The following is a 22,835-nucleotide window of genomic DNA, read 5'->3' on the forward strand; positions in this document are numbered from 1 at the left end:
GTTCGAAGCTTAGGTTTATCTTCAAGGTTTTAGCTTTACTCCATAGGTTTCTATTAGGTCGGTACTTTGTATCGGCCTTTTTGTTTCCATCTGCCTAAGCCCTTACAACAGGTTCTTTGTACATTCCCTTCATGCTTCTACAGCCTACCTCAAACAGCACGTTACAGCCTATCTCAAAAACGCCCCTCTTGGCGCTATTACAATGCTTAGTTAGAAATCCCAACGATGTATACTAGAAAAACAAAAAGCCCCTGTAAGAACGCTTACAGGGGCTTTAATTCAAGCTTCAATCTCTGCTCTTAATCGAGAAGCTTAAGCGACTTCGATTGGACCACCGAATGAAGTGACTGGAGGCAGTTTGCCTTGGAACTTTTCGAAGTTAACCAAACACGTGTTTGCTGACGTTGCTTGAGCAAGTTCAGACGTACCAATATCTTGAGTTAGAGTGTTTGGATCGCCGTATGTATCTAGTGCGCCCACTTTCTCGTTGATTGGGCCGTACCAAGCACCTTCTTCGATACGTACAACACCAGAGGCATAGCTATCCATCAGAACAGCACCTGCTAGTAGTTGACCACGGTCGTTGAACACACGTACTACGTCACCATTTTTGATGCCTTTTTTCTTGGCATCTGTTGGGTTGATGTAGATTGGCTCACGGCCTTGTACCGCGTAAGTCGCACGCCACTCTTCAGATTCACACATCTGAGAGTGAAGACGCTTATCAGGGTGACAAGATTGTAGCCAGTACGGGTGTTTCTCAGAACCTGGACCACCATGTGAACGTTCAGATTTCTCGAACCACATTGGGTGTTCTTGACAGTGCTCGTAACCCATATTGCCAACAGTGCGACTTGTAATTTCAATGAAGCCAGAAGGTGTACCTAGAGCATTGATCTCAGGATCTTCACGGAATGAAGCGTGACGAGTCCATGGCTGACCTTTACCGAAGTCTAGGAAACCTTTTTCCCAGAACTCAGCAAATTCAGGCATTTCGAACTTACCTTCGTTTGAAGCGCGACAGTCGTCATACAGAGATTTAACCCACTGCATTTCGTCCATGCCACGCGTGTAATCGTCGTAACGCCCCCAACGCTTAGTCAGGCTAGACATGATCTCGAAGTCAGTTTTAGACTGGAACAGAGGATCCACTAGCTTGTGCATTGCGATCAAACCACGGCCAGAGTAAGCGCCGTAACCATCAATATCGTTACGTTCCCACTGAGTACAAGCTGGAAGAACAATATCAGAGTGACGACAAGTTGCAGTCCAAGCGAAATCAACAGCCACTACAGTTTGTAGGCTCTTGAATGCTTTACGCATCTTGTTGCGATCTTGGTGGTGGTGCCACGGGTTGTTACCACTGAATACCATCATCTTAATATCTGGCAGCGTTACAGTAGAGCCGTTCGCTTTGATCTTCTTACCAGGCTCTAACAAGCTATCTACCCAGCGAGCAACCGGAATTACGCGGCTGTAACCGTTGTAATCTGTATTGGTATGCTTAGGCGATTGACCTTGGTCGATGTTCAAAGGGAATGAACCCGGAGCAGCGAAGCCAGTTGAAGATACACCGATACCAGAATAGTGGTGACCGTAAGAGATACCACCGCCTGGAAGACCAATTTGGCCAACCATTGCTGCAATAACGGCACACATCCAGTAAGGCTGCTCACCGTGTTCTTGACGTTGGATACTCCAACCAACAAGAATCTGTGTACGACCGTTAACCAGCATCTTAGCGAAATCACGAATTGAGTCCGCGCTTGCGCCACAGATAGCGGAAGCCCATTCCGGAGTCTTCTCAACTTTATCTTTCGTTTCACCTTGAACGTACTTGATGAAGTCTTCAAAACCTAGACAGTAAGTATCGATGAACTTCTTGTCGTATAGGCCTTCGTTGTAAAGAACGTGAGCAACACCCAGCATGAACGCCACATCAGTTTGTGGGTTGATGTACATTTGCTCGTTTTCTAAGTAACGGCCTGTTTTATTTTGAACAGGGTCAACAGAAACAACGTTGATCTCTTTCTTAGCAACTTTCTCTTTCAGCTGTTCTAGGTATGCGAACGACTCGTGAGTCTCACATGTCCAACCTACTTGCAGGTTTTTCACTGGATCGTTACCCCAAAGAACAATGTTGTCACTGTTTTCTAGGATGAGTTCCCAAGATGTCCCTTGCGCGTAAACTTCAGTAGAACCTAGCACGTAAGGCATGATCGTTTGACCAGCACCTGTTGAGTAGTCACCGATTTTCTTCACAGAGTAACCGTGAAGTGCCATTGCACGTTGCATGTGGTTAGTACAACTGTGGAACTGACCTGTTTGTCTCCAACCAGTTTGACCTGTGTGAAGTGCCCATGGACCGTAATCTTTCTGTACGCGCTCTAATTCGCGGTAAACAAGGTCCAGTGCCTCGTCCCAAGTCACACGAATAAAGCGGTTGTTACCACGCGTGTCTGCGCTGTACTTGTGCTTCTTCAACCAATCTAGGCGAACCATTGGGTAACGCACACGAGATGGGCTGTAGATAATACCTTTGATACCTTTCAACATCTCCGTTGGATGTTGATCGATTTCGAGAGGCTTAATTTCTTGTACTTTACCCGCATAAACACGAGCTCGGAATGCCCCCCAGTGAGAACCAGAGACTTTCCACGTACCATCAGTTTCTGCTGCTGAAGCCGACGCTGACGCCAATAAGCTTGGACCAATAACGGATGCCGCACTTGTAGTAGCGACACCTTTCAGAAAACTTCTTCTTGTAATTGCCATTGTGTTACTCCAATTGACGTCTTATTAGTGATGGCCTTCAGAAAAATCTGATGAGTGCTTCTGTAGATACTTAAGAACAAGTGCTTCTGTATCTGTATCGAAGTTAACGAATGCGATCATACCATCTAGCATGCCTACCCAACTGTTAGCACTAAAGTGAGCTTCATCAGGTTGTGAGTGACAAGTTGAGCAGTTGGTTTGATACGCTTGACCAGCAGCGTTCCAGATTGGCCCGAAATCATCAACCATAGACTCTTTCTTCATCCAAAGTGCTAGGTTAACTTCCTCCCACGGTAGGCCCGTTAGCTCATCTTCTTTCTTCTCACCAACAGTGATTACGTCACTTTGTGAGACATCTTTCGTCAAGATCGCGGTTGAGATGTTCATACCGAAGTCTTCTTGGATGACACGCCCGAAGCCCTTGGCTTTACGCCAACCGTCGATTTGAATCTTGATCATGTCGCCTTTTTCATCGATCACGGCTACTTTACTCGCTGGGCTGAGCAGGCCCGCTTCAACTTCAGCCGTTTCATCCGTGTACATTGGAAGGTGACGGATTGAGATAACCTCATTACCTTCAGAGTAAGACGTGCTACCCGCAACTTGCTCAAGCTCACCAACGATACCACTTGCCGATTCCATATCTAATGGAAGGTTGTGTGCAATACCTTTGTGACAATCAACACAGCTTTGATCACGCTCAGCGGCGTTCTTCATTTGGATGCGCGCTGTTGGGCGCATGTTGTCGAAGTCCATCGAATCGTAGTTATGGCAGTTTTTACATTCTAAAGATTTGTTCGAAGAGAAACGATCCCATTCGTGTTTAGCCAGTTCGATACGGCGAGCTTCAAATTTCTCAGGGGTATCTAGGTCACCAAATACCTGAGCGAAGACTTCTTTAGATGCTTGCATCTTACGAGCAATTTTTGCTGTCCATTCATGTGGAACGTGACAGTCAGGGCAGGTGGCACGTACACCAGATGTGTTTTTCCAGTGAACTGTTTCTTGCAGTTCTACGTACACATTGTCGCGCATGGTGTGACAGCTTATACAGAATTCTTCTGTGTTCGTTGCTTCTAACGCAGTATTAAAACCACCCCAAAAAATAACACCGGCGATAAAGCCACCCATAGTTAACACACCAAGACTGATGTGTACTGCTGGGCGAGTCATTGTGCGCCATAATTTCACTAAAAATGATTTCATGTTTAGCTCTCTTAAATATTGATTTCAAAAATGTTGTTACTAGAGGGCATTACATGCCGCCATGAGCACCAGGAGGTCCGAATACGAATACTTGCAATGCCCAAACTAGGAAGCCATAACCGCCTACAAAAGCCACACTTAATATTGGAAAGAGAACCACCGCGATGAAGAGGAAAGACTTCCACTCCAACGAGCGTTTTTCGCCAGTTTTAATTTTATTAACATCACTCATACATTTTGCCTATTTTGTATCTAGTAATTTCGAGTAGCCCATTCTAAGAAGCTAAAGTTATTGCGTATCTAACAACAAATCTTAAACCATACATAAAGTAGGGTTCAATCAAATACCCCCTTATTACCCTTGCTAATCAATACTTTTTTGAGCTCATCCAAACTTGTTTTTAGTTAATTAAAGTTATTAAAAAGTATTAACAAATATGAAAAATTAAGCATGTGTTAGATTTGTTAAATACCAACAATTAAGAAACCAAACCATAAGAACCATTAACAAATCACCTACTAAGTAGTCGCTAAAAAAGCCTAAAACGACCCATATTTTGTACTTTGGTTGTTAAATAATTGAGCTATTTTAATCGATAGATTTGAAGCTGAAATGCATCATTTGACACTTTCAGATATGATGGAGGCCTACTTAAAAGGAAGTATTATGCAAGACGTTATTGATATATCTTGGTGGCAGTTGTTGCTATTCAGTTTACTTCTCATACTACCCATTGCCATCAATCAAAAGCTGAGACTCGGTCTAGGCAAAGAAGCAACTATTAGTATTACTCGGATGGTTGTGCAGCTATTTCTTGTCGGTCTTTACTTAGAGTATTTGTTCACTTTAAACAGCTTGTGGATCAATTTGTTGTGGTTACTCGTTATGATCGTAGTGGGAGCGAGCTCGATTGTTGAAAAGTCGAAGCTACCTAAGAACCTACTTTTAGCACCGGTCATTGTGAGCCTTACGGTCACTTGTGTCCCTATTGTCTTGTTTATTTGCTTTTTCATCATTCAGCCGACACCTGTTTTCAACGCGCAATACCTTATCCCCATTGCAGGTATGTTATTGGGTAATAGTTTAAGCAGTAATATAGTGGCATTGCAGAATTTGTTTGGTGCTTTTGAAACGCAGAAATCAGAATATGAAGCGGCAATCGCATTAGGCGCGTCTCCAACCTACGCTGCTGCACCTTTTGTGCGCAATGCGATACAGAAAGCGATGTCTCCAATTATGGCCTCTATGGCGACCACAGGCTTAGTGACACTACCTGGAATGATGACAGGTCAGATTTTGGGTGGCGCTTCGCCAATGATCGCGATTAAATATCAACTGATGATCATGCTGGCGATTTTCGTGATGATGAGCTGCTCTCTGGCACTGGCTCTTCACCTTTCATTGAAGACTACTTTAACAAAAGAAGGTCGAGTCCTTGCTCAGGTAAAGCCAGAGCACTGACCTCCCCCCAACCAAGAAACTGGTTACTCACTGAATTTGATACAGGTTATCCACAGAAAATGTGGATAACCAAAAACACTACGATCCTTTTTTGTCCATTTTAACCACTGGAAAGATCATTGTTATTGAACCTTGCTTGATTTCAAAGACATATGTCCATATCTTGATTAGCGCTGTTAAGTCTTTAAATGATCATTAGAGAAATAAAGGAGTAAGTTTTCCACAAATAAAAAGCGCCATTAGGCGCTTTCAACTCAATCACAACAAATACACAAAATTAGTTATGCTAAACAGAAGGCTCAATCTCTTCTTCTGATGATTGCTCTAAAGCCGCATCTTCAAGATTAGATTCAACGTTAGAAGGTACTGCGTCAGCATCGCTTTCATTGGCCATTTTACCACCTAAGCTTTTCAAACTGTCCACCAACTCTTCCAAGCTTTTTATATGATCATCACTTTTGGTAATCTGCTCATCTAATAGCTCATTATGTTTGGTCGCCTCAGACAGTTGTTGTACCTGCTGCTGATTCTGACTTTCTAACTTAGCTAACTGCTCGGTCAAAGCTTCGATCTCAGATTTCAACAACGAGGTCATGTCTAAGCTCTTTAGTGCTTTAACGCTCTCTACAATCTTCTGAGATTGTTGACGCAACCCAACATCGCGGTAATCTTCATCATTCACTACTTGTGAAATGCTTAATAGCTGATTCTCAGCATTCAAAACGGATTGTTCGAACTTATCCCCTTTCACGCTCGCAAGCATTTTTACTTCATGAGCGACACTGCGCACGTGGTTCAACTCAAACTCCGCAGCGTGAACCGCGTCTTCAATGATAGACTTTTCACGTGGGCTTGCTTTCACTTGATTTTCGGCCAACACGATTCGAGAAGTCGCTTTAGCAAACGTTAATGGAACAACGTCATCAAAGTCTTCATCCTCTAAGAACTCTAATTCGTCCTTCAAAGGTTCGATGTATTTCTTATGCGCGACTTTTATTTCTAATAAGCGAGCATTATTGAGAAATTCCACCTGCGCTTCTTGAGCGTCTTCAAGTTCATCAACGAGTACGTATTCAAATAATTCGCTGTATTCTGAATACAACTTCTTATAGCGCGATGTAAACATGGTATCTGCACCAAGAAACTTAAGGTACTCCATTTGCGCTATCGAATCGGCAAGTACTCGATCCGCTTTTGTCTTTAATACTAAAATCGAGTCATAGTTTGATTTGATCACAGCAATTTTTTCATCAAAAGCTTCGGCATACGTTAAACTCGAAAAAATCGAATAACTCTGAGTGAGCCGAGACTTGTCTTTCAGTAGGTCCGCATAAATGCTTTCAGCATCATCCCATGCGTCTAACAGTTCATTGTAATTCTCTGGAGCATAGAGAGACAACTGCGCATAGTCTTCAAGCTTCGCTTCCCACTCGGAGTAAACGCTTTCGACAGAATGAAAAGAACGGATCTCGACTGTTGACCCATTATTGTTGTTTGTGGTTTGATTCGCTTCTGTCTGCTCGGAAGGTGTACTCTGACACCCTGCGATAGCAAATAGCATACTAACAACTAATGCTACTTTGTTCGCTCTCACTGATGCATATCCTTTTTTATACAATATTCGCTCAATGCAATATATTTCTAGCCTCAATATATTACAACCACTTAGCAATAAACATCACCGATGACTCAACCGAGCAAAAATAACCCAACATCACCAAAACAAACCCATCAATCGGCGATTAATCACCCAATTTCGTGTCACTTATCAATTCTTTTTATTTACTATTGATTGAGCTGAGAATGCGCACTAAGGTGAGGATAGAGAACGTTATCAATATAGGTTAATTATGAAGTACAACGCTGAACATATTGCTGATTTAAACCTCCTTCTTCAATTTGATGTAAGTAGCGCCGCTACTGGTATTAAAGTTCATCAAGAGGCTGCTCAAGAAACTCAAGACGCCGTTAAGCGTCTATTCGAAAAGAATCTTTGTACTCAACCAGACGGCGGTTACCTAACTGATGAAGGTATTGAGATGGCTGAGCGCGCAGACAAACTCATTCGCGTACTAAACTAAAGCTCCATTGTTCCAATAAAAACTCCACTTGCCTCGGCCGTGGAGTTTTTTCATTTTTGGGCAAAGGTTTGTTAGGCTTATACCAATCACAGTAATTGACTAAGCAGCAATAGCGTACGAAAAAGCTTGGTGACCCGTTAGTTACTACGGTTGATATTATTGTAAATCCATAACTTACAGTTGTGAGGAACACATGGCTTCTATATTTATAGTCGGTGCGGGATGGGTAAGTGCACCTTTATCTGAGCATCTAGAGAAACATGGTAACCGAGTGGTGGTTACGAAAACGACCCAAGCAGGAGCTGACGCGATTGGCCGCGAGCGTATTCCATGTGAAGTATTTCGGTTTGACTCATCACAGGCAGAGCAAACTGTCGTTCAACTTTATTCGCTGTTACTCGAAAATAATGCCGAGATTGTGATTGGTAGCTTCCCTCCTGGCTTTAGAAAAGGCGCAGGCCAACAGTATGCCGATTACTGGAAACAGCTAACCAAAGCTTGTCAGAAGGCAAACGTTAAGAAGCTCATTATGGTTAGCTCAACAACGGTGTACCCAACCAAACCTGGGGTATTAAAAGAGGAAGATGCCTCACTCACCCTTGCCATTTCAGACGACGAACAAACGTATTCGTTTTCCGATAACGCACGAGTTATGCTGCAAGCGGAACAATTGGTGATAGATTCCAGCATCGACTACACCATTTTACGTTTTAGTGGGTTGATTGGGCCTAGTCGTCATCCATCAAGGTTTGCAAGTAAACTGAAACAGGTCAGTACCCAAGCCCCAGCCAATATGCTCCACCTTGACGATGCTATTGGTGCTATCGACTTCGCCATTAACCAGCTACACAATGAAGTTGTTAATGTGACCACCCCAAATACTGTAAGTAAGGCGGAGTTTTATGCCGCGGCACTGAAAAGCGCCAACAGCAGCGAGCCTCTACCACCAGTTGTCGATACACCCGACAAGCTGATCTCATCGAAAAAAATTCTCGACTTAGGTTATTCGTTTAAATTCGAATCCACATTGGACGCACTTCATGACTGAACTATCTACAGCGAAGAAAGATCCCAGCATTAAACTACACCGCGCGATCGACACCCTTTGGAATTTTATGTCTATGGGTCACAAGGTAAAGCCTTCTGACTGTATTTTTGTTTTGTGCAGTAATGATACTCGTGTGGCTGAATACGCATCTGAGCTTTATCACAAAAAAATAGCACCTTATATCGTTTTTTCTGGCGGTGTGGGACGCTTTACCGAAGAGGTTTTTGATCGCTCAGAAGCCGAAACATTTGCGGCTATCGCAAGAGATTGTGACGTACCCGACTCAGACATTATTATTGAGAAGTACGCAACCAATACGGGTGAAAATGTACGCTTTACTTACGAGTTGCTCAAACAACGCGGGCTATCACCAAAGCGACTTACCTTGGTACAGAAACCCTTTATGGAGAAACGTACTTACGCTACTTTCAGTAAACAATGGCCTGACGAAGCTTCGGAACTCACTGTGACTTCACAATGGAGAAATTGGGACGATTATTATAATGAAGAGCTGTCATTAGATATGGTGTTAGGCGCGTTAATTGCCGATTTTGAGAGAATAAAATTATACCCAATCCAGGGGTTTCAGATTGAGATGCCTATTCCCAACGATGTTGATCACGCCTATCGAGCATTGAAAAAATTGGGCTTCGAATAATACCAATCACAGTAAGTGATCATAAATAGCGCAGGAGCAAAGCTGATATTTTCGAGTGTTTAGCAAGCTAGAGTGACCAGTTATTTACGACGATTGATATAAAGCAGAATTAGTAGTTCAATAAGTAAAACGGTGGCTCTTGGCCACCGTTTTTAGTTTTAACAACACCGATTAAAGAGCCGCTTATTTTCCTAATGCTTCTTTATAATGCTGACGACAAGCAGAAACATATTGGTCATTACCACCAATGGAAACTTGGTCACCTTCAGCAATAGCCACCCCGTGCTCATCAGTACGAATCACCATGTTCGCTTTTCGGCCACAGTGGCAAATCGTTTTTAGTTCTACGAGTTTATCGGCCCAAGATAATAAGTAACGGCTACCTTCAAATAACTCCCCCAGAAAGTCAGTACGTAAACCGTAGCAAAGTACTGGGATATGCAGTTTATCGACCACTTCAGTTAATTGGTACACCTGCTCTTTCGATAAGAACTGACACTCATCGATCAATACACAGTGGCGTTTTTCTATTTCGTTTAGCTCTTGAACCGCATTAAACAAATTCGTGTCATTCATAAAAAGTTGAGCTTCAGATTGCAGACCAATTCGTGAGCTCACTTTACCAATGCCATAGCGATCGTCTAACGCTGCAGTAAAGATCACTGGCGTCATACCACGCTCTTGGTAGTTGAATGAAGATTGAAGAAGCGTTGTTGATTTACCCGCATTCATTGCCGAGTAATAAAAATACATCTGAGCCACAGAAATATTCCTGTTAGGTAAAGGAGAAATAAAAGAGTTTTTGCTTAAAAAAAAGGGCTGACAATCAGCCCTCTCTATATAGAATTTACTTGCGACGCCATGTCGTCCCTTCTGGACCATCTTCCAGAACAATACCCAACTCGTTCAATTTATCACGTGCAAGGTCGGCATTCGCCCAATCCTTGGAAGCACGGGAATCATTACGCAGTTTGATTAATGCTTCGATTTCAGCGACTTCCTCATCATTATCCACTGCATTACCTTTTAGGAAAGCTTCTGGGTCTTGGTGAAGAATACCAATAATGTCCGCTAATTCACGCATCAACGCACCAAGAGCGCTGGCTTTCTCAATACTTTCAGTCTTAATACGGTTAATGTCGCGAGCCATTTCGAACAATACTGAATACGCTTCAGGCGTGTTGAAATCATCGTTCATCGCTGTCGAGAAGCGAGTTACATACTCTTCACCACCAGCAGGAGCTGCTGTTAAGTCTAAACCACGAAGTGACGTGTATAAACGCTCTAGTGAAGCTCGTGCTTGGTTCAGATTATCTTCACTGTAGTTAAGTTGGCTACGGTAGTGACCAGACATTAAGAAGTAACGAACCGTTTCAGCATCGTAATGTGCTAATACATCACGAATAGTGAAGAAGTTACCTAACGACTTAGACATCTTTTCTTTGTCTACCATCACCATACCACTGTGCATCCAAGTATTTACATACTGAGTGCCATGCGCACAGCAAGATTGCGCGATTTCATTTTCGTGGTGAGGAAATTGTAAATCTGAACCACCGCCGTGGATATCAAAATGATTACCAAGTATAGAAGAGTTCATTGCTGAACATTCAATGTGCCAACCTGGACGACCAGGGCCCCATGGCGATTCCCATGTTGGTTCACCTGGCTTAGACATTTTCCAAAGCACAAAGTCTAATGGGCTACGTTTTGCAGAATCAACGTCTACACGAGCACCGGCTTGAAGCTGCTCAAGATCTTGCTTAGACAATTTGCCGTACTCGTCAAACTTCTTCACTTCAAACATCACATCACCGTTGCTTGCTACATAAGCAAAACCACGTTGAATTAGTTTTTCTACTAGCTCGACAATTTCAGTGATGAACTCTGTGGCACGAGGCTCAACATCTGGGCGTTTCATGTTCAAAGCATCAAAATCAGCATACATTTCATTGATCAGACGCTCAGTAAGAGAATCACAAGACTCACCGTTCTCGTTAGCACGCTTGATGATTTTGTCATCGATATCTGTGATGTTACGAACAAAGTTCAAATCGTAACCAAGGTAACGCAGGTAACGAGTTACGACGTCAAAAGAGACGAACGTACGGCCGTGACCAATGTGACAGAGATCGTAGATGGTTACCCCACAGACATACATGCCGACTTTACCGGCTGTAATTGGCTTGAATTCCTCTTTCTGTCTTGTGAGTGTGTTATAAATTTTCAGCATGATCTCTATCTATATTTGTGTATTAATCAAAATAAGACAGCAAGTATATCAATTCATGCGTTATTAGGTAATCCCCCAAAGCAGTAATTAGCTTAAACAATCCAGTTAAGTGAATGATTTGGTGATTTGAAAGTCAGCCAACATGCGCTAGAATTCGAACTTCATATTAAAAAGACAGTAAGGTAACAATCATGATCATCCTTCACACAAATTTTGGTGACATCAAAGTTCAACTTAACGAAGAAAAAGCACCAGAAACAAGCGCAAACTTCCTACAGTATTGCCGTGACGGTTTCTACGACAACACGCTATTCCACCGTGTTATCGATGGTTTCATGATTCAAGGCGGCGGTATGACTTCTGGCCTTAAAGAAAAAGCGACTCGCGCAACAATCAAGAACGAAGCAAACAACGGCCTAACTAACAAAGTAGGTACACTTGCAATGGCTCGTACTATGGAACCGCATTCAGCGAGCTCTCAGTTCTTTATCAACGTGAACGACAACTCTTTCCTTAACTTCCGTAGCGAAAGCTTAGACGGCTGGGGCTACTGTGTATTTGCTGAAGTTGTTGAAGGCATGGACATCGTAAACAAGATTAAAGGTGTGAGCACTGGCTCTATGGGCATGCACCAAGATGTACCTCTAGAAGAAGTGATCATCACTGGTACTACAATCGAAGCTTAATTCATCGCTTTCGGTTAGAGCGTGTTGCTCTCGAATTAAATATGACCGAGAAAGCTCAACACGCTCTAGTATGAATAATTGATGAGCCGATAAAAATCAGGATATAGGGAGCGAATTGCTCCCTTTTTTGGACCTATGAAAACATATTTTATTTCAGATCTGCACCTTACTCCGTCAAGACAAGACATCACCGACTGCTTCTTAACATTTATGAAGAACGAAGCGGTAGAAGCAGATGCACTCTACGTCTTAGGTGACCTTTTCGAGTTCTGGATTGGTGACGACGACAAAAGTGAGTTCGCAACTTCCATACGCCAAGCGTTTATTGACCTAGTAAAAACGGGGGTACCTTGCTACTTCACTCAAGGTAACCGTGATTTCCTCGTCGGCAAAAAATTTGCCAAACAAACAGGCGTGCAACTTCTAAACGAAGTATCGACGATCGATATCTACGGACAAAAAGCCGTTGTGTTGCATGGTGATACCTTATGTACCGAAGATGTAAAGTATCTCGCCTTTAGAGAAAAAGTTCATCAACCTTGGTTACAATGGATCTTCAATAAAATTCCGTTTTTTATTAAAAAGAAAATCGTCTCTAAAGTTCAATCTGATATCAAAGATGACAAACAGACTAAATCTTTAGACATCATGGATGTGACGCAACAAGAAGTTGAAAGTGTGATGGAGCGAAGCCACGTAGATTTAATGATACACGGACATACTCACCGCCCCGACATCCACACCTTTAATGCCAATAGCTGCACTAAAACACGTATAGTACTTGGTGATTGGTACACGCAAGGCTCAGTTTTAGTCTTCACTCCAAAAGGTTTTGAACTACAGAATCGAGAGTTTGGCAATAGCTTTCAACATTACTCTTAAACTTTTACTTTGATTATAATTATCGATCAGACTTTCTAAGATTGTAGATGGTAATTTCTGCCGAATTAGCTATTATTTCTCTATCAGAAATAAACCGAACACAGTACCAAGTTGAAATATTCATATGTAGCACGTCAACCAATACTCGACACAGATAAAAAAACCATAGGTTACGAGTTGCTATTCAGGGATGGTCCTAAGAACACTTTCCCTGAAGTAGAACCGGAGCTCGCTACTAGTCGTTTACTTTCAGATCACTTCTTGTCGACTCACTACAATACACTGGGTGATAGGCTTGGGTTCGTTAACTTTCCTTATGCAAGCCTGATTAACTTAGTTCCTACTTTGTTCCCCAAAGAAAGCCTCGTTGTAGAGGTGCTTGAAGACTGCGAACCAACAGACGAATTACTTGAAGCAATCAAGACTATCTATGATGCGGGCTACACCATCGCATTAGATGATTTTGTGCCAAGCAAAGCTTGGAAGCGTTTCTTACCCTACATATCGATTATCAAATTTGATATCCGCCAGATCTCAATTGAGAAAGCTTCGATGTTCATGACCTCGCTAAAAGGGCTGAATATCAAGTTTCTTGCTGAAAAAGTCGAGACTTACGATGAGTATCAAGAGGCGAATCAAGCAGGCTTTACCTATTTTCAAGGTTATTTCTTTAGTAAACCAGAAATGATTCAAACTCGAGCTTTGAACCCTGCCTTTTTAACGATCGTTCAGTTGTTAAAAGAAATAGCTCATGATCCCATTGATTTTAGTGAAGTTGAACGCTTGATAACCTTGGATGTGACACTTTCATATAAGCTACTCACCTACGTGAACTCCGCCGGCGGTTCAGCAACGATGATTCGTTCATTCCGACAAGCCCTTATTTTTCTTGGAGAACAAAAGCTGCGGAAGTTTGTCTCACTTGTGGCAATTGCATCAGCGAAAGAAGATAAACCAGACTCACTTTATGGTTTAGCAGTACTGCGTGCTCGTCAGTGTGAACTATTGGTAGAAAAGATGAATGTCAAAGTTGAACCCGGACAAGCTTTTTTGACTGGTATGTTCTCCCTACTCGATTCACTATTTGACCAACCGTTGAAGCACGTTTTGGACTCTGTCCCCATTGATGAAGAGATCAAGCAGGCTTTGATACAAAGAAAAGGCGTGTTAGGAGCGATCATGGCAATGGTCATCGCTTATGAGCAGGCTGAATGGGACGAAGCAACGCGTATTCGGAAACTGCTTAACTTAAGTGAAACTCAACTCGGCCAAGCTTATGATGAAGCCACAACTTGGGCTCAAGAACTGTTATCACCTCCATTAAAATAGTCGCCTCACAACTGCTTCGATAGAAACTAAACTTTGGTGAGTAGTCATTTCTTGTTAAACTTCAACGCATTCATTTATGGCCTCTTACTAGAGGCCATTTTTACAGGACCAGACTATGTCTTTATGCCCATGCGGTAGCCAAAACACTTACCAACATTGCTGTGAAGCGGCACACCTTGACCACAAAAATATTGAAACACCCGAGCAACTAATGCGCTCTCGTTATTCAGCGCACGTGTTGGGTTTGGTTGATTATGTCGTTGCTACCTACCACCCTAGCTGTAATGCAGAAGCACAAAGAGAAGGCATTACCGAATCTATCAACAGTGGTTGGGCGGGCTTAGAAGTCATCAATACTGCTACAGGTTCACACGAAAACGAAGGTTTTGTTGAGTTTAAAGCCTACTTCAATGAAGACGGCGCGCAATATTGCATGCAAGAACGCTCGCGTTTCGTTCGTGAAGATGGCCTTTGGTTCTATATCGATGGTGAGTTCCCAGAGCAAGAAAACGAACATGAAGAGCTAACAGAGCCAGAGATTGACCCTCGCCTAAACCAAACCGTAGAGAGCTTCAAGATCGGCCGCAATGATCCGTGTATTTGTGGTAGCGGTAAGAAATATAAAAAGTGCTGCGGCTAATACTGAGACTTAAGAGAGCTGAGTGCTAAAGAGATTCCTGACGTCGCTTAGGCTTCTCGGAATGACGAGGCCTAAAGGTGAAGCAATACATTCAAGAACGCTAAAAAGCCCCGTAAACATGGCTGTCTACGGGGCTTTTGTCTGTCTTCTAGGCAGTTCTATGAATCTAAAGAGAGCTTACTTATGGCGCTCTTTAAGTTTATTCACTACGTCGTTCATTGATAGGCCTTGGTCTTGAAGAAGAACCATTAGGTGGTAAATCAAATCTGCGGATTCACACACTAACTCCGCCTTATCGCCCGACGTCGCCGCAAGCGCGACTTCAACGCCTTCTTCGCCCACTTTTTGCGAAATACGCTTGGTGCCACGGGCATATAGACTGGCAGTATAAGAAGACTCAGGGTCTGCGTCCTTGCGGGCAGCCAGTAGCTGCTCAAGCTGATGAAGCCACACCATCTGAGATTCTTCTTGTTTGTCCACATCCCAACATGTTGTTGTACCAGTATGACACGTTGGGCCAATGGGATTGACCTTGACCAGTAAAGTGTCATTGTCACAGTCCAAGGCAATGTTTTGCAGTTGCAATACATTGCCCGACGTTTCACCTTTGGTCCACAAACGCTCTTTTGTGCGAGAGAAAAACGTCACTTGCCCAGTTTCGCCTGTTTTCTCTAGTGCTGCTGGGTTCATGTATCCCATCATTAACACTTGGCTAGATTGGTAATCCTGAACAATAGCTGGCACTAAGCCACCCACTTTTTCCCAATCAATACGCTCTGATAATGCGCCTACTGCTGTTTTTGATAAACATACTGGTTCAAAACTCATAGTCGCACCTCTACATCCTGTTGTTTTAAATACTGTTTAAGTTCACCAATATTGATGACTTGTTTGTGGAATACCGAAGCCGCTAATGCTCCGTCCACATTGGTCTTTTTGTAGGCTTCAGCAAAGTGCTCCATCGCGCCAGCACCACCAGAGGCAATCAATGGCACGTTACATACAGAGCGCACCATATTAAGTTGCTCAATATCGTAACCGTTGCGAACACCATCTTGGTTCATCATGTTTAATACGATCTCGCCTGCGCCACGCTTCTGTACTTCCTGTACCCAATCTTTGGTTTCCCACGCGGTTGCTTTAGTACGCGCTTCATCGCCTGTGAATTGATAAACCTGATACTTACCGGTTTCTTTATCGAAGTATGAGTCGATACCGACAACGATGCACTGCACGCCAAACTTATCAGCTAGGTCAGTAATCAACTGTGGGTTAGCCAAAGCCGGTGAGTTGATTGATACTTTATCCGCACCAAACTCTAGAATGCGCGCTGCATCTTCTGCTGATTTAATACCACCAGCTACACAGAAAGGAATATCAATCACTTCTGCGACACGCTTGACCCAACTCTTGTCGACGACACGACCATCGCTTGATGCCGTGATATCGTAAAATACCAGTTCATCAGCGCCCTCTTCCGCGTAGCGCTGTGCTAACGGAACGATGTCACCAATAATTTCGTGGTTTCGGAACTGAACGCCCTTTACCACTTGTCCGTCACGGACATCCAAACAAGGGATTATTCGCTTTGCCAACATGCAAATGCCTCCTCTGCGGTGAACTTGCCATCAAGTAGCGCACGACCCACAATCACGCCTGCAACACCGCTGCCTTTTAGAGCTTCGATATCTGCTAGGCTGCCGATGCCGCCCGATGATTGGAATTGAACCTGTGGGTACTGTTTACAAAGGTCAACGTAAAGCTCTACGTTTGATCCTTCTAGCGTGCCATCACGTGAAATATCGGTACACAGAACGTGTTTAAGACCAACCGTGAGGTAGTCTTCAATCAGCGCTTCAATGGTCACGCCGGAATCTTCTTGCCAACCGGAAATTGCCACTTTACGTGTGCCGCTTTGGTCGATGTTGATATCCAAAGCCAGTACAATTTTCTCAGCGCCGTATTTTTCCATCCAACCTTTCACCAACTCTGGTTGCTTAACGGCTGTAGAACCAACCACAACGCGCTGTGCGCCAGCTTCTAGTAGGTCGACCACGTCTTGTTCGTTACGCACGCCACCACCAATCTGGATATTGGCAGGCGTGCTAGCAAGTAGCTTTGCGATCAAGTCTAACTGACGAGCCGTTGTGTCTTTTGCACCCGTTAAGTCAACAAGGTGCAGCCAGCCAGCACCAGCTTGGTGATACAGGTTGAACTGCTCTGCTGGGTCTACTTTATATTCTGTTACTTGCCCGTAATCCCCTTGGAATAAGCGAACAACTTGGCCTTCAATTAAATCTAACGCGGGAATAATCATTTACATTCCTTATAGGGCAACGTTAGCCGCTGCCTAATCCTAATTACAATTCCAAGAAGTTCTGAATCAGCTTAGAGCCAGCTTTTGAAGAACGCTCTGGGTGGAACTGAACACCATAATAGTTACCACTTTGCACCGCCGCTGTGAACGGATTACCGTAATCGCATCGTGCGATTGTGTAGTTGCTCACTGGCATTGCAAAGCTATGAACAAAGTAGAAGTATTCGCCTTCTTCAATGTTTTTAAATAGAGGGTGATTAGGTGTTGCCGTTACGGTGTTCCAACCCATGTGTGGTAACGGTAAATCACCCGTTTCAAGTAAACGAACTTCGCCATCACACAGCCCTAAACATTCAACCAACTCATCAGCTTTTTGGCCTTTCTCTTGAGACAGTTTACCTAGCAGTTGCATACCTAAACAGATACCAAGCAGAGGCTTCTCTACTTGCTTCACAAGAGAAACAAGGTCACGCTCTTGTAGGTTCTTCATTGCCTCACTTGCAGTTCCGACTCCGGGTAGAAATAGCTTGTCGGCGGCAAGAACCACTTCTGGTTCTTTTGAAGTTTCAACTGCGTAGCCCAAACGTTCAATGGCAAATTTCACCGAAGAAACGTTGGCACAACCAGTATCAATAATGACGATTTTTTGATCTTTCATTGTTTTTTCCTTGCTAACGTTAGCCTTACAGGACGCCTTTGCTGCTTGGCAACTCGTTACCTTCAACTTTAATTGCTTGGCGAAGAGTACGACCAAACGCTTTAAATAGGCTCTCAATGATGTGGTGATCATTATTGCCATTAGAAGAAAGGTGTAACGTACAAGCCAGTGTATCGGTTAGAGAACGGAAGAAGTGAACCACCATCTCAGTTGAAAGATCACCCACTTGTTCGCGGCTGAACTTAGCATCGAATTTCAAGTATGGGCGGCCAGAAAGGTCGAGTGCACACTGAGCCAAACATTCATCCATTGGTAGGCTGAAACCGAAACGGCCAATACCACGTTTTTCGCCTAATGCATCTTTAAGTGCTTGGCCTAACGCAAGTGCGGTGTCTTCCACAGTGTGGTGATCATCAATATGTAGGTCGCCCTTCACAGTTAGGTTCATTTGGAAACCACCGTGTGTCGCGATTTGATCAAGCATGTGGTCGAAGAAACCCATACCTGTATCGATCTTATTACCACCGGTTTCATCAAGGTTTACGGCTACCTTAATGTCTGTTTCTTTAGTCGTACGAACCACTTCAGCAACACGAGCGTTAACCGTTAGATCTTTAACGATTTGTGGCCAGTTAAGCGTGCCTTCCGTTTCTGTATCCGGGCCATATTGAATACCGCGGATTGCCATATTTTCTGCTAATTGAAGGTCAGTCACTCGATCGCCAATCACGGCTGACTTTTGGAAGTCTACTTTACCACCCTGTAGGTACTCTTTAACCATACCCAGCTTAGGCTTGCGGCAAGAGCAGTTGTCTTCATCAAAGTGAGGGCAAATAAGCACGTCATCAAACTTAACGCCTTGAGATTCGAAGAACTCCATCATCATGTTGTGTGGTGCATCGAAATCTTCCTGTGGGTAGCTATCGGTACCTAGGCCATCTTGGTTAGTGACCATCACTAAGCGGTAGCCCGCGTCTTGCAAAGCAAGCAGGCTAGGAATCACGAGCGGTTCGAATTTTAGTTTGTCTAAACGGTCTACTTGAAAGTCGACTGGCGGCTCAACAATTAAGGTGCCATCGCGGTCTATAAAAAGTATTTTCTGTTGTTTACTCACTTGAACTTCCTTTTAATTTTAAATCTGGTGGCCTAGCTAAAATCAACCGCTGACCCAAATGTCTGATTCATTTGCCAGTCATGTTGATTAAACACAACTGACCAATGTTATTACTGGTAAGCCTTTCGTTACTGAAAAAAGTTACGAATAAATCCGAGTGTCTTTTCGCACTCTTCGCGGTTACCAATACTAATGCGAACACAATCTTCGATTGGCGAGTTACGTAAGATAATGCCAGTGTCCCATGCCGCTTTGAATAGCTCATCGCCATTCGGGAATTTAACCAATAAGTAGTTACCCCAACCATCAAAGACCGTCACTTGAGGCATACTCAATAAACCCGCTTGCAAATACGCTCGGTTAGCACTTAGATCCAAAACTTGGTACTTCGCTCTTGCAAGCCCATGTTCCGAAAGTGCTTGAACAGCAATATCAGCAACTGGGATTGGCACAGGGTATGGCGCAATCACTTTCAATAGAACATCGATCAGTTCTTGATTTGCTAAAGTAAAGCCACAACGTAAACCGGCCAATGCGAAAGCTTTAGAAAGAGTACGTAGAATCGCAAGATTCGGATATTGTTCAAGTAAATCGACGGTTGACGCTTCCGGGCAGAAGTCGATATACGCTTCATCCATTACGACAATCGCTTTATCTTGTGTCATTTCAAGCAGCTTGATGATGTCTTTTCGATTAACCAAATTGCCGGTTGGATTATTTGGACTGCAAACAAACACGACTTTTACGTTGTCTAGTTGCGCTTCAATAGCAGGAAGATCCAATTGCCATTCAGACGTCAAAAGTGCGACTTTACGTTCAACACCAATGGTTTCCGCACTGACTGCGTACATGCCGTAAGTCGGAGGACAGTAAAGGATCGCATCTTCGTTCGGCTCACAGAAAGCACGAATCAGCAACTCAATACCTTCGTCAGCACCACGTGTTGTCAGTGTTTGCTCTGGCGTTACACCTGCATATTGAGCGTAAGCATCAATCAACTCTTTTGGCTGACATTCGCTGTAGCGGTTAAGACGAGACAGATTTAGGTTGTACTCGTTATCAAATGGAGATTCGTTGGCATTCAACCATATATCTCCGCTGCCACCAATTCGTCTTGCAGACAAGTAAGGTGTAAGAGCCTGAACTGCTTTTCTTGCTAACTTTTCCATGCCCTGCCCTTAATTCGCTTTATTCAATTTTTCAACTCGGATAGTCACAGCGCGCTTGTGAGCATCCAAACCTTCGGCTTCAGCCATCGTCACGACTGTTGGTGCTAAGCCTTTCAAGCCATCGGCTGTTAGTTCTTGTACTGTCATACGTTTAGAGAAATCCGCTAAACCTAAGCTCGAATACGTTTTGGTGTAACCGTAAGTCGGTAGAACGTGGTTTGTGCCAGATGCATAATCACCTGCAGATTCCGGAGACCAGTCACCGAGGAAGATAGAACCCGCGTTATCCAACAATGGCAGCAATTCACGTGGGTTCTTGGTCTGAACAATCAAGTGCTCAGGCCCGTAGAAGTTAGAAATCGCAATCGCTTGAGTGATTGATTCAGCGATGATAATCAAGCTAGATGCCAATGCTTGTTGAGCAATATTAGCGCGAGATAACTCTTTCAGCTGTTTTTGCACCGCATCGGTTACTTGGTCAGCAACCACTGGAGATGGCGTTACCAGTACAACTTGAGAGTCAGGACCATGTTCCGCTTGGCTCAATAGATCTGCAGCAATAAAGTCTGCATCAGCGGTTTCATCGGCAATCACTAACACTTCTGATGGACCGGCAGGCATATCAATCGCCGCACCACGGAAATCATTACTCACTTGACGCTTCGCTTCCGTTACGTAGGCATTACCTGGGCCGAAGATCTTATCAACTTTAGCAACACTCTCAGTACCGTAAGCCATTGCAGCAACGGCTTGACCACCACCGACATTGTAAACTTCATCGATTTTACAAAGCTTAGCGACATACAGTATTTCATCAGCGATTGGCGGAGGTGAACAAAGCACAACCTTCCGACAACCTGCAATTTGAGCGGGTACACCTAACATAAGAACCGTTGAAGGAAGTGGTGCACTGCCACCTGGGATGTAAAGGCCAACAGTATTAATCGCGCGAGTCACTTGCTCACACACCACGCCCGGTTGCGTCTCTACCTTAATCGGTTGAGGCTTTTGAGCTTCGTGGAACTTAGCAATATTGCTATAAGCTTGTTCTAGCGCTTGCTTCATTTCTGGTGTTAGACGAGTACACGCCTCTTCGATCTCACCCGAGCTAACTCGAATCGATTCGGGAGTCACACCATCAAACTTCTCAGTCAGTTCTTTAAGCGCAGCATCGCCTTCATTTCGTACTTTTGCAATCACATCAGAAACTGTCGCTGTGATGTTTGCACCTTCAGTAATGGCTGGACGCTCTAATACCGAGTCTTGCTGTGATTCACTTAAAGATTGCCAAACAACGGTTCTCATCGTCACTACCCCATCATTTTTTCGATTGGTAATACTAGAATCGAGCTTGCACCCAACTCTTTAAGCTGTTCCATAGTTTCCCAGAACAAGTTCTCAGTACTGACTAGGTGAACAGCAACTTTGTCTTTGTCTGTAGATAGAGGAAGAACAGTAGGATCTTCAGCGCCAGGCAGTAGTGCTTTGATTTGCTCTAGTTGAGAGGTTGGCGCGTGAAGCATGATGTACTTCGATTCTTTCGCTTGTTGAACCCCCTGCATACGAGTCAATAGTTTTTCAATCAGTGCGGTTTTGTCTGCGTCGAAGTCACCAACACGTTGAATCAGTGTCGCTTTAGATTGGAAGATAGCCTCTGCTTCTTTTAGGCCATTCGCTTCCAGCGTTGCGCCAGTAGAAACTAAATCGGCGATAGCGTCAGCTAAACCTGCGCGAGGAGCAACTTCAACCGAGCCTGTTAGCATACAAGTGCTGAATTCAACCCCCTGCTCGTCCATGTAGGCTTTAAGCAGGTGTGGGTAAGTGGTCGCAATACGTTTTCCTGCTAAATCTTGTGGACCGTTGTATTCTTCGTCTTTGTTGATAGCGATAGAAAGGCGGCAATCACCGAAATCTAAACGACGTAGAGTGCGAAACTCTGATGGCTCTTTTAAAGCAACACGGTCTAGACGAACTTCTTCTAGTTCGTTTTCACCGATGAAGCCTAAATCAACCACACCGTCCATGATAAGACCTGGGATGTCGTCATCACGAACAAGCAGCAAGTCGATTGGCATATTTAGTGAGTGAACCACTAAGCGCTCACCCATGATGTTAAATTTAACACCACATTTTTTTAGTAGCTCTTGGCACTCTTTACTTAAGCGACCTTTCTTTTGAATTGCGATTCTTAGGCGTTGTGTCTGCATTGCTGTATCCCTGTGCAAATATTTGAATTTATTGATTATTTAAAAGCGCTAAAACTAAAAAACCCTCGGAAGACTTTGTCGTCCCGAGGGTTTAAATCTAAATGTTTTGACTTAACCTCCGGGAGAATTCCTGCTCCCGGGTATACGTAAATCTCCCCGAAAGACTAGATAGGGTGATGATGGTGATGAATGTTCATTACTAATTTACGCATACTTAATCGGCTCTTAGGTTGTTTGCTGACTTGTATCCACACTAACTAAGCTGACATCCTTTTTCAACTATTAATTTTAACTTTTTTCACTAAATTTCAAATTCATTCAGCAGGCACAAAAAAGGGAAACCATAGTCTCCCTTTTCATTATTAGATCA

At 43.7% G+C, this 22,835-nt stretch carries 22 protein-coding genes and 1 other annotated feature; of the genes, 8 read left to right on the forward strand and 14 right to left on the reverse strand.

Annotation, left to right across the window (positions count from 1 at the left end):
* Window positions 1-312 precede the first annotated feature (312 nt).
* The 3 genes from torA to torE are packed head-to-tail and all read right to left on the reverse strand — an operon-like array spanning window position 313 to window position 4,213.
* A complete protein-coding gene (gene torA, locus OCU50_RS08835; RefSeq protein WP_060468017.1) occupies window positions 313-2,775 on the reverse strand; it encodes a trimethylamine-N-oxide reductase TorA in 2,463 nt (820 codons plus the stop codon).
* 24 nt (window positions 2,776-2,799) lie between these two features.
* Window positions 2,800-3,981, reverse strand: coding sequence for a pentaheme c-type cytochrome TorC (gene torC, locus OCU50_RS08840; protein ID WP_060468018.1), 1,182 nt, complete (start codon window positions 3,979-3,981; stop codon window positions 2,800-2,802).
* A gap of 49 nt (window positions 3,982-4,030) precedes the next feature.
* On the reverse strand, window positions 4,031-4,213 hold the full coding sequence (gene torE / locus OCU50_RS08845; RefSeq protein WP_017057083.1) for a trimethylamine N-oxide reductase system protein TorE: 183 nt from the start codon (window positions 4,211-4,213) through the stop codon (window positions 4,031-4,033).
* A gap of 435 nt (window positions 4,214-4,648) precedes the next feature.
* Between torE and OCU50_RS08850 the strand changes: the two genes are divergently transcribed.
* Window positions 4,649-5,443 (forward strand): ABC transporter permease, encoded by a 795-nt coding sequence (locus tag OCU50_RS08850; protein ID WP_060468019.1) that lies wholly within the window; start codon window positions 4,649-4,651, stop codon window positions 5,441-5,443.
* Window positions 5,444-5,729: 286 nt separating this feature from the next.
* Here OCU50_RS08850 and OCU50_RS08855 read toward each other — a convergent pair whose 3' ends face one another.
* Window positions 5,730-7,037 carry a hypothetical protein gene (locus tag OCU50_RS08855; protein ID WP_060468020.1) on the reverse strand — a complete coding sequence of 436 codons (1,308 nt, stop codon included), beginning with the start codon at window positions 7,035-7,037 and terminating at the stop codon, window positions 5,730-5,732.
* 256 nt (window positions 7,038-7,293) lie between these two features.
* Here OCU50_RS08855 and OCU50_RS08860 point away from each other — a divergent pair, with 256 nt between their 5' ends.
* From OCU50_RS08860 to OCU50_RS08870, 3 genes are all read left to right on the forward strand, one after another.
* Window positions 7,294-7,524 carry a TIGR02647 family protein gene (locus tag OCU50_RS08860; RefSeq protein WP_010440041.1) on the forward strand — a complete coding sequence of 77 codons (231 nt, stop codon included), beginning with the start codon at window positions 7,294-7,296 and terminating at the stop codon, window positions 7,522-7,524.
* 193 nt (window positions 7,525-7,717) lie between these two features.
* A complete protein-coding gene (locus tag OCU50_RS08865; RefSeq protein WP_060468021.1) occupies window positions 7,718-8,572 on the forward strand; it encodes an NAD(P)H-binding protein in 855 nt (284 codons plus the stop codon).
* Window positions 8,565-9,230, forward strand: a complete 666-nt coding sequence (locus tag OCU50_RS08870) for a YdcF family protein (protein WP_060468022.1) — start codon at window positions 8,565-8,567, stop codon at window positions 9,228-9,230. Before OCU50_RS08865 ends, OCU50_RS08870 begins: the two co-directional genes overlap by 8 nt.
* A gap of 183 nt (window positions 9,231-9,413) precedes the next feature.
* Here the strand turns inward: OCU50_RS08870 and OCU50_RS08875 are convergent, their stop codons facing one another.
* Window positions 9,414-9,992, reverse strand: a complete 579-nt coding sequence (locus OCU50_RS08875) for a thymidine kinase (protein ID WP_017057078.1) — start codon at window positions 9,990-9,992, stop codon at window positions 9,414-9,416.
* A gap of 85 nt (window positions 9,993-10,077) precedes the next feature.
* Window positions 10,078-11,463 carry a cysteine--tRNA ligase gene (gene cysS / locus OCU50_RS08880; protein WP_017057077.1) on the reverse strand — a complete coding sequence of 462 codons (1,386 nt, stop codon included), beginning with the start codon at window positions 11,461-11,463 and terminating at the stop codon, window positions 10,078-10,080.
* A 191-nt stretch (window positions 11,464-11,654) separates the two neighbouring features.
* Here cysS and OCU50_RS08885 point away from each other — a divergent pair, with 191 nt between their 5' ends.
* The 4 genes from OCU50_RS08885 to OCU50_RS08900 all read left to right on the forward strand — a co-directional run bounded on the left by OCU50_RS08885 (window position 11,655) and on the right by OCU50_RS08900 (window position 15,000).
* Entirely contained in the window at window positions 11,655-12,149 is a 495-nt protein-coding gene (locus OCU50_RS08885; RefSeq protein ID WP_017057076.1) for a peptidylprolyl isomerase, read from the forward strand.
* Between the two features lie 135 nt (window positions 12,150-12,284).
* Window positions 12,285-13,031, forward strand: coding sequence for a UDP-2,3-diacylglucosamine diphosphatase (gene lpxH, locus OCU50_RS08890; RefSeq protein WP_060468023.1), 747 nt, complete (start codon window positions 12,285-12,287; stop codon window positions 13,029-13,031).
* Between the two features lie 111 nt (window positions 13,032-13,142).
* Window positions 13,143-14,360 carry an EAL and HDOD domain-containing protein gene (locus tag OCU50_RS08895; RefSeq protein WP_029627081.1) on the forward strand — a complete coding sequence of 406 codons (1,218 nt, stop codon included), beginning with the start codon at window positions 13,143-13,145 and terminating at the stop codon, window positions 14,358-14,360.
* 115 nt (window positions 14,361-14,475) lie between these two features.
* Window positions 14,476-15,000, forward strand: a complete 525-nt coding sequence (locus tag OCU50_RS08900) for a YchJ family protein (protein WP_060468024.1) — start codon at window positions 14,476-14,478, stop codon at window positions 14,998-15,000.
* Between the two features lie 177 nt (window positions 15,001-15,177).
* Here the strand turns inward: OCU50_RS08900 and hisIE are convergent, their stop codons facing one another.
* The 8 genes from hisIE to hisG all read right to left on the reverse strand — a co-directional run bounded on the left by hisIE (window position 15,178) and on the right by hisG (window position 22,465).
* On the reverse strand, window positions 15,178-15,828 hold the full coding sequence (hisIE, locus tag OCU50_RS08905) for a bifunctional phosphoribosyl-AMP cyclohydrolase/phosphoribosyl-ATP diphosphatase HisIE (protein WP_060468025.1): 651 nt from the start codon (window positions 15,826-15,828) through the stop codon (window positions 15,178-15,180).
* Entirely contained in the window at window positions 15,825-16,598 is a 774-nt protein-coding gene (hisF, locus tag OCU50_RS08910; RefSeq protein ID WP_060468026.1) for an imidazole glycerol phosphate synthase subunit HisF, read from the reverse strand. The genes hisIE and hisF overlap by 4 nt, the downstream gene beginning before the upstream one ends.
* Window positions 16,580-17,317, reverse strand: a complete 738-nt coding sequence (gene hisA, locus OCU50_RS08915) for a 1-(5-phosphoribosyl)-5-[(5-phosphoribosylamino)methylideneamino]imidazole-4-carboxamide isomerase (protein WP_060468027.1) — start codon at window positions 17,315-17,317, stop codon at window positions 16,580-16,582. The genes hisF and hisA overlap by 19 nt, the downstream gene beginning before the upstream one ends.
* A 43-nt stretch (window positions 17,318-17,360) precedes the next feature.
* Complete coding sequence (hisH, locus tag OCU50_RS08920; RefSeq protein ID WP_060468028.1) at window positions 17,361-17,975, reverse strand: imidazole glycerol phosphate synthase subunit HisH; 615 nt, start codon at window positions 17,973-17,975, stop codon at window positions 17,361-17,363.
* A 25-nt stretch (window positions 17,976-18,000) separates the two neighbouring features.
* A complete protein-coding gene (gene hisB, locus OCU50_RS08925) occupies window positions 18,001-19,089 on the reverse strand; it encodes a bifunctional histidinol-phosphatase/imidazoleglycerol-phosphate dehydratase HisB (RefSeq protein WP_060468029.1) in 1,089 nt (362 codons plus the stop codon).
* 128 nt (window positions 19,090-19,217) lie between these two features.
* Window positions 19,218-20,258 (reverse strand): histidinol-phosphate transaminase, encoded by a 1,041-nt coding sequence (gene hisC, locus OCU50_RS08930; protein ID WP_060468030.1) that lies wholly within the window; start codon window positions 20,256-20,258, stop codon window positions 19,218-19,220.
* 9 nt (window positions 20,259-20,267) lie between these two features.
* Window positions 20,268-21,569 (reverse strand): histidinol dehydrogenase, encoded by a 1,302-nt coding sequence (gene hisD / locus OCU50_RS08935; protein ID WP_060468031.1) that lies wholly within the window; start codon window positions 21,567-21,569, stop codon window positions 20,268-20,270.
* Complete coding sequence (hisG, locus tag OCU50_RS08940; RefSeq protein ID WP_060468032.1) at window positions 21,569-22,465, reverse strand: ATP phosphoribosyltransferase; 897 nt, start codon at window positions 22,463-22,465, stop codon at window positions 21,569-21,571. Before hisG ends, hisD begins: the two co-directional genes overlap by 1 nt.
* A 53-nt stretch (window positions 22,466-22,518) precedes the next feature.
* Window positions 22,519-22,654, reverse strand: a sequence feature (His leader region).
* Window positions 22,655-22,835: the final 181 nt, after the last annotated feature.

Origin of the sequence: Vibrio toranzoniae (assembly GCF_024347655.1) — a bacterium.
Lineage (GTDB): Bacteria > Pseudomonadota > Gammaproteobacteria > Enterobacterales > Vibrionaceae > Vibrio > Vibrio toranzoniae.

Excerpts from the sequence above, each read along its gene's own strand:
- hisF (WP_060468026.1), bottom strand. The coding sequence starts at position 16,598 with ATGTTGGCAAAGCGAATAATCCCTTGTTTGGATGTCCGTGACGGACAA.
- torE (WP_017057083.1), bottom strand. The coding sequence starts at position 4,213 with ATGAGTGATGTTAATAAAATTAAAACTGGCGAAAAACGCTCGTTGGAG.
- cysS (WP_017057077.1), bottom strand. The coding sequence starts at position 11,463 with ATGCTGAAAATTTATAACACACTCACAAGACAGAAAGAGGAATTCAAG.
- OCU50_RS08870 (WP_060468022.1), top strand. The coding sequence starts at position 8,565 with ATGACTGAACTATCTACAGCGAAGAAAGATCCCAGCATTAAACTACAC.
- hisH (WP_060468028.1), bottom strand. The coding sequence starts at position 17,975 with ATGAAAGATCAAAAAATCGTCATTATTGATACTGGTTGTGCCAACGTT.
- OCU50_RS08900 (WP_060468024.1), top strand. The coding sequence starts at position 14,476 with ATGTCTTTATGCCCATGCGGTAGCCAAAACACTTACCAACATTGCTGT.
- OCU50_RS08850 (WP_060468019.1), top strand. The coding sequence starts at position 4,649 with ATGCAAGACGTTATTGATATATCTTGGTGGCAGTTGTTGCTATTCAGT.
- torC (WP_060468018.1), bottom strand. The coding sequence starts at position 3,981 with ATGAAATCATTTTTAGTGAAATTATGGCGCACAATGACTCGCCCAGCA.
- OCU50_RS08865 (WP_060468021.1), top strand. The coding sequence starts at position 7,718 with ATGGCTTCTATATTTATAGTCGGTGCGGGATGGGTAAGTGCACCTTTA.
- OCU50_RS08860 (WP_010440041.1), top strand. The coding sequence starts at position 7,294 with ATGAAGTACAACGCTGAACATATTGCTGATTTAAACCTCCTTCTTCAA.
- torA (WP_060468017.1), bottom strand. The coding sequence starts at position 2,775 with ATGGCAATTACAAGAAGAAGTTTTCTGAAAGGTGTCGCTACTACAAGT.
- OCU50_RS08885 (WP_017057076.1), top strand. The coding sequence starts at position 11,655 with ATGATCATCCTTCACACAAATTTTGGTGACATCAAAGTTCAACTTAAC.
- hisIE (WP_060468025.1), bottom strand. The coding sequence starts at position 15,828 with ATGAGTTTTGAACCAGTATGTTTATCAAAAACAGCAGTAGGCGCATTA.
- hisG (WP_060468032.1), bottom strand. The coding sequence starts at position 22,465 with ATGCAGACACAACGCCTAAGAATCGCAATTCAAAAGAAAGGTCGCTTA.
- lpxH (WP_060468023.1), top strand. The coding sequence starts at position 12,285 with ATGAAAACATATTTTATTTCAGATCTGCACCTTACTCCGTCAAGACAA.
- hisC (WP_060468030.1), bottom strand. The coding sequence starts at position 20,258 with ATGGAAAAGTTAGCAAGAAAAGCAGTTCAGGCTCTTACACCTTACTTG.
- hisA (WP_060468027.1), bottom strand. The coding sequence starts at position 17,317 with ATGATTATTCCCGCGTTAGATTTAATTGAAGGCCAAGTTGTTCGCTTA.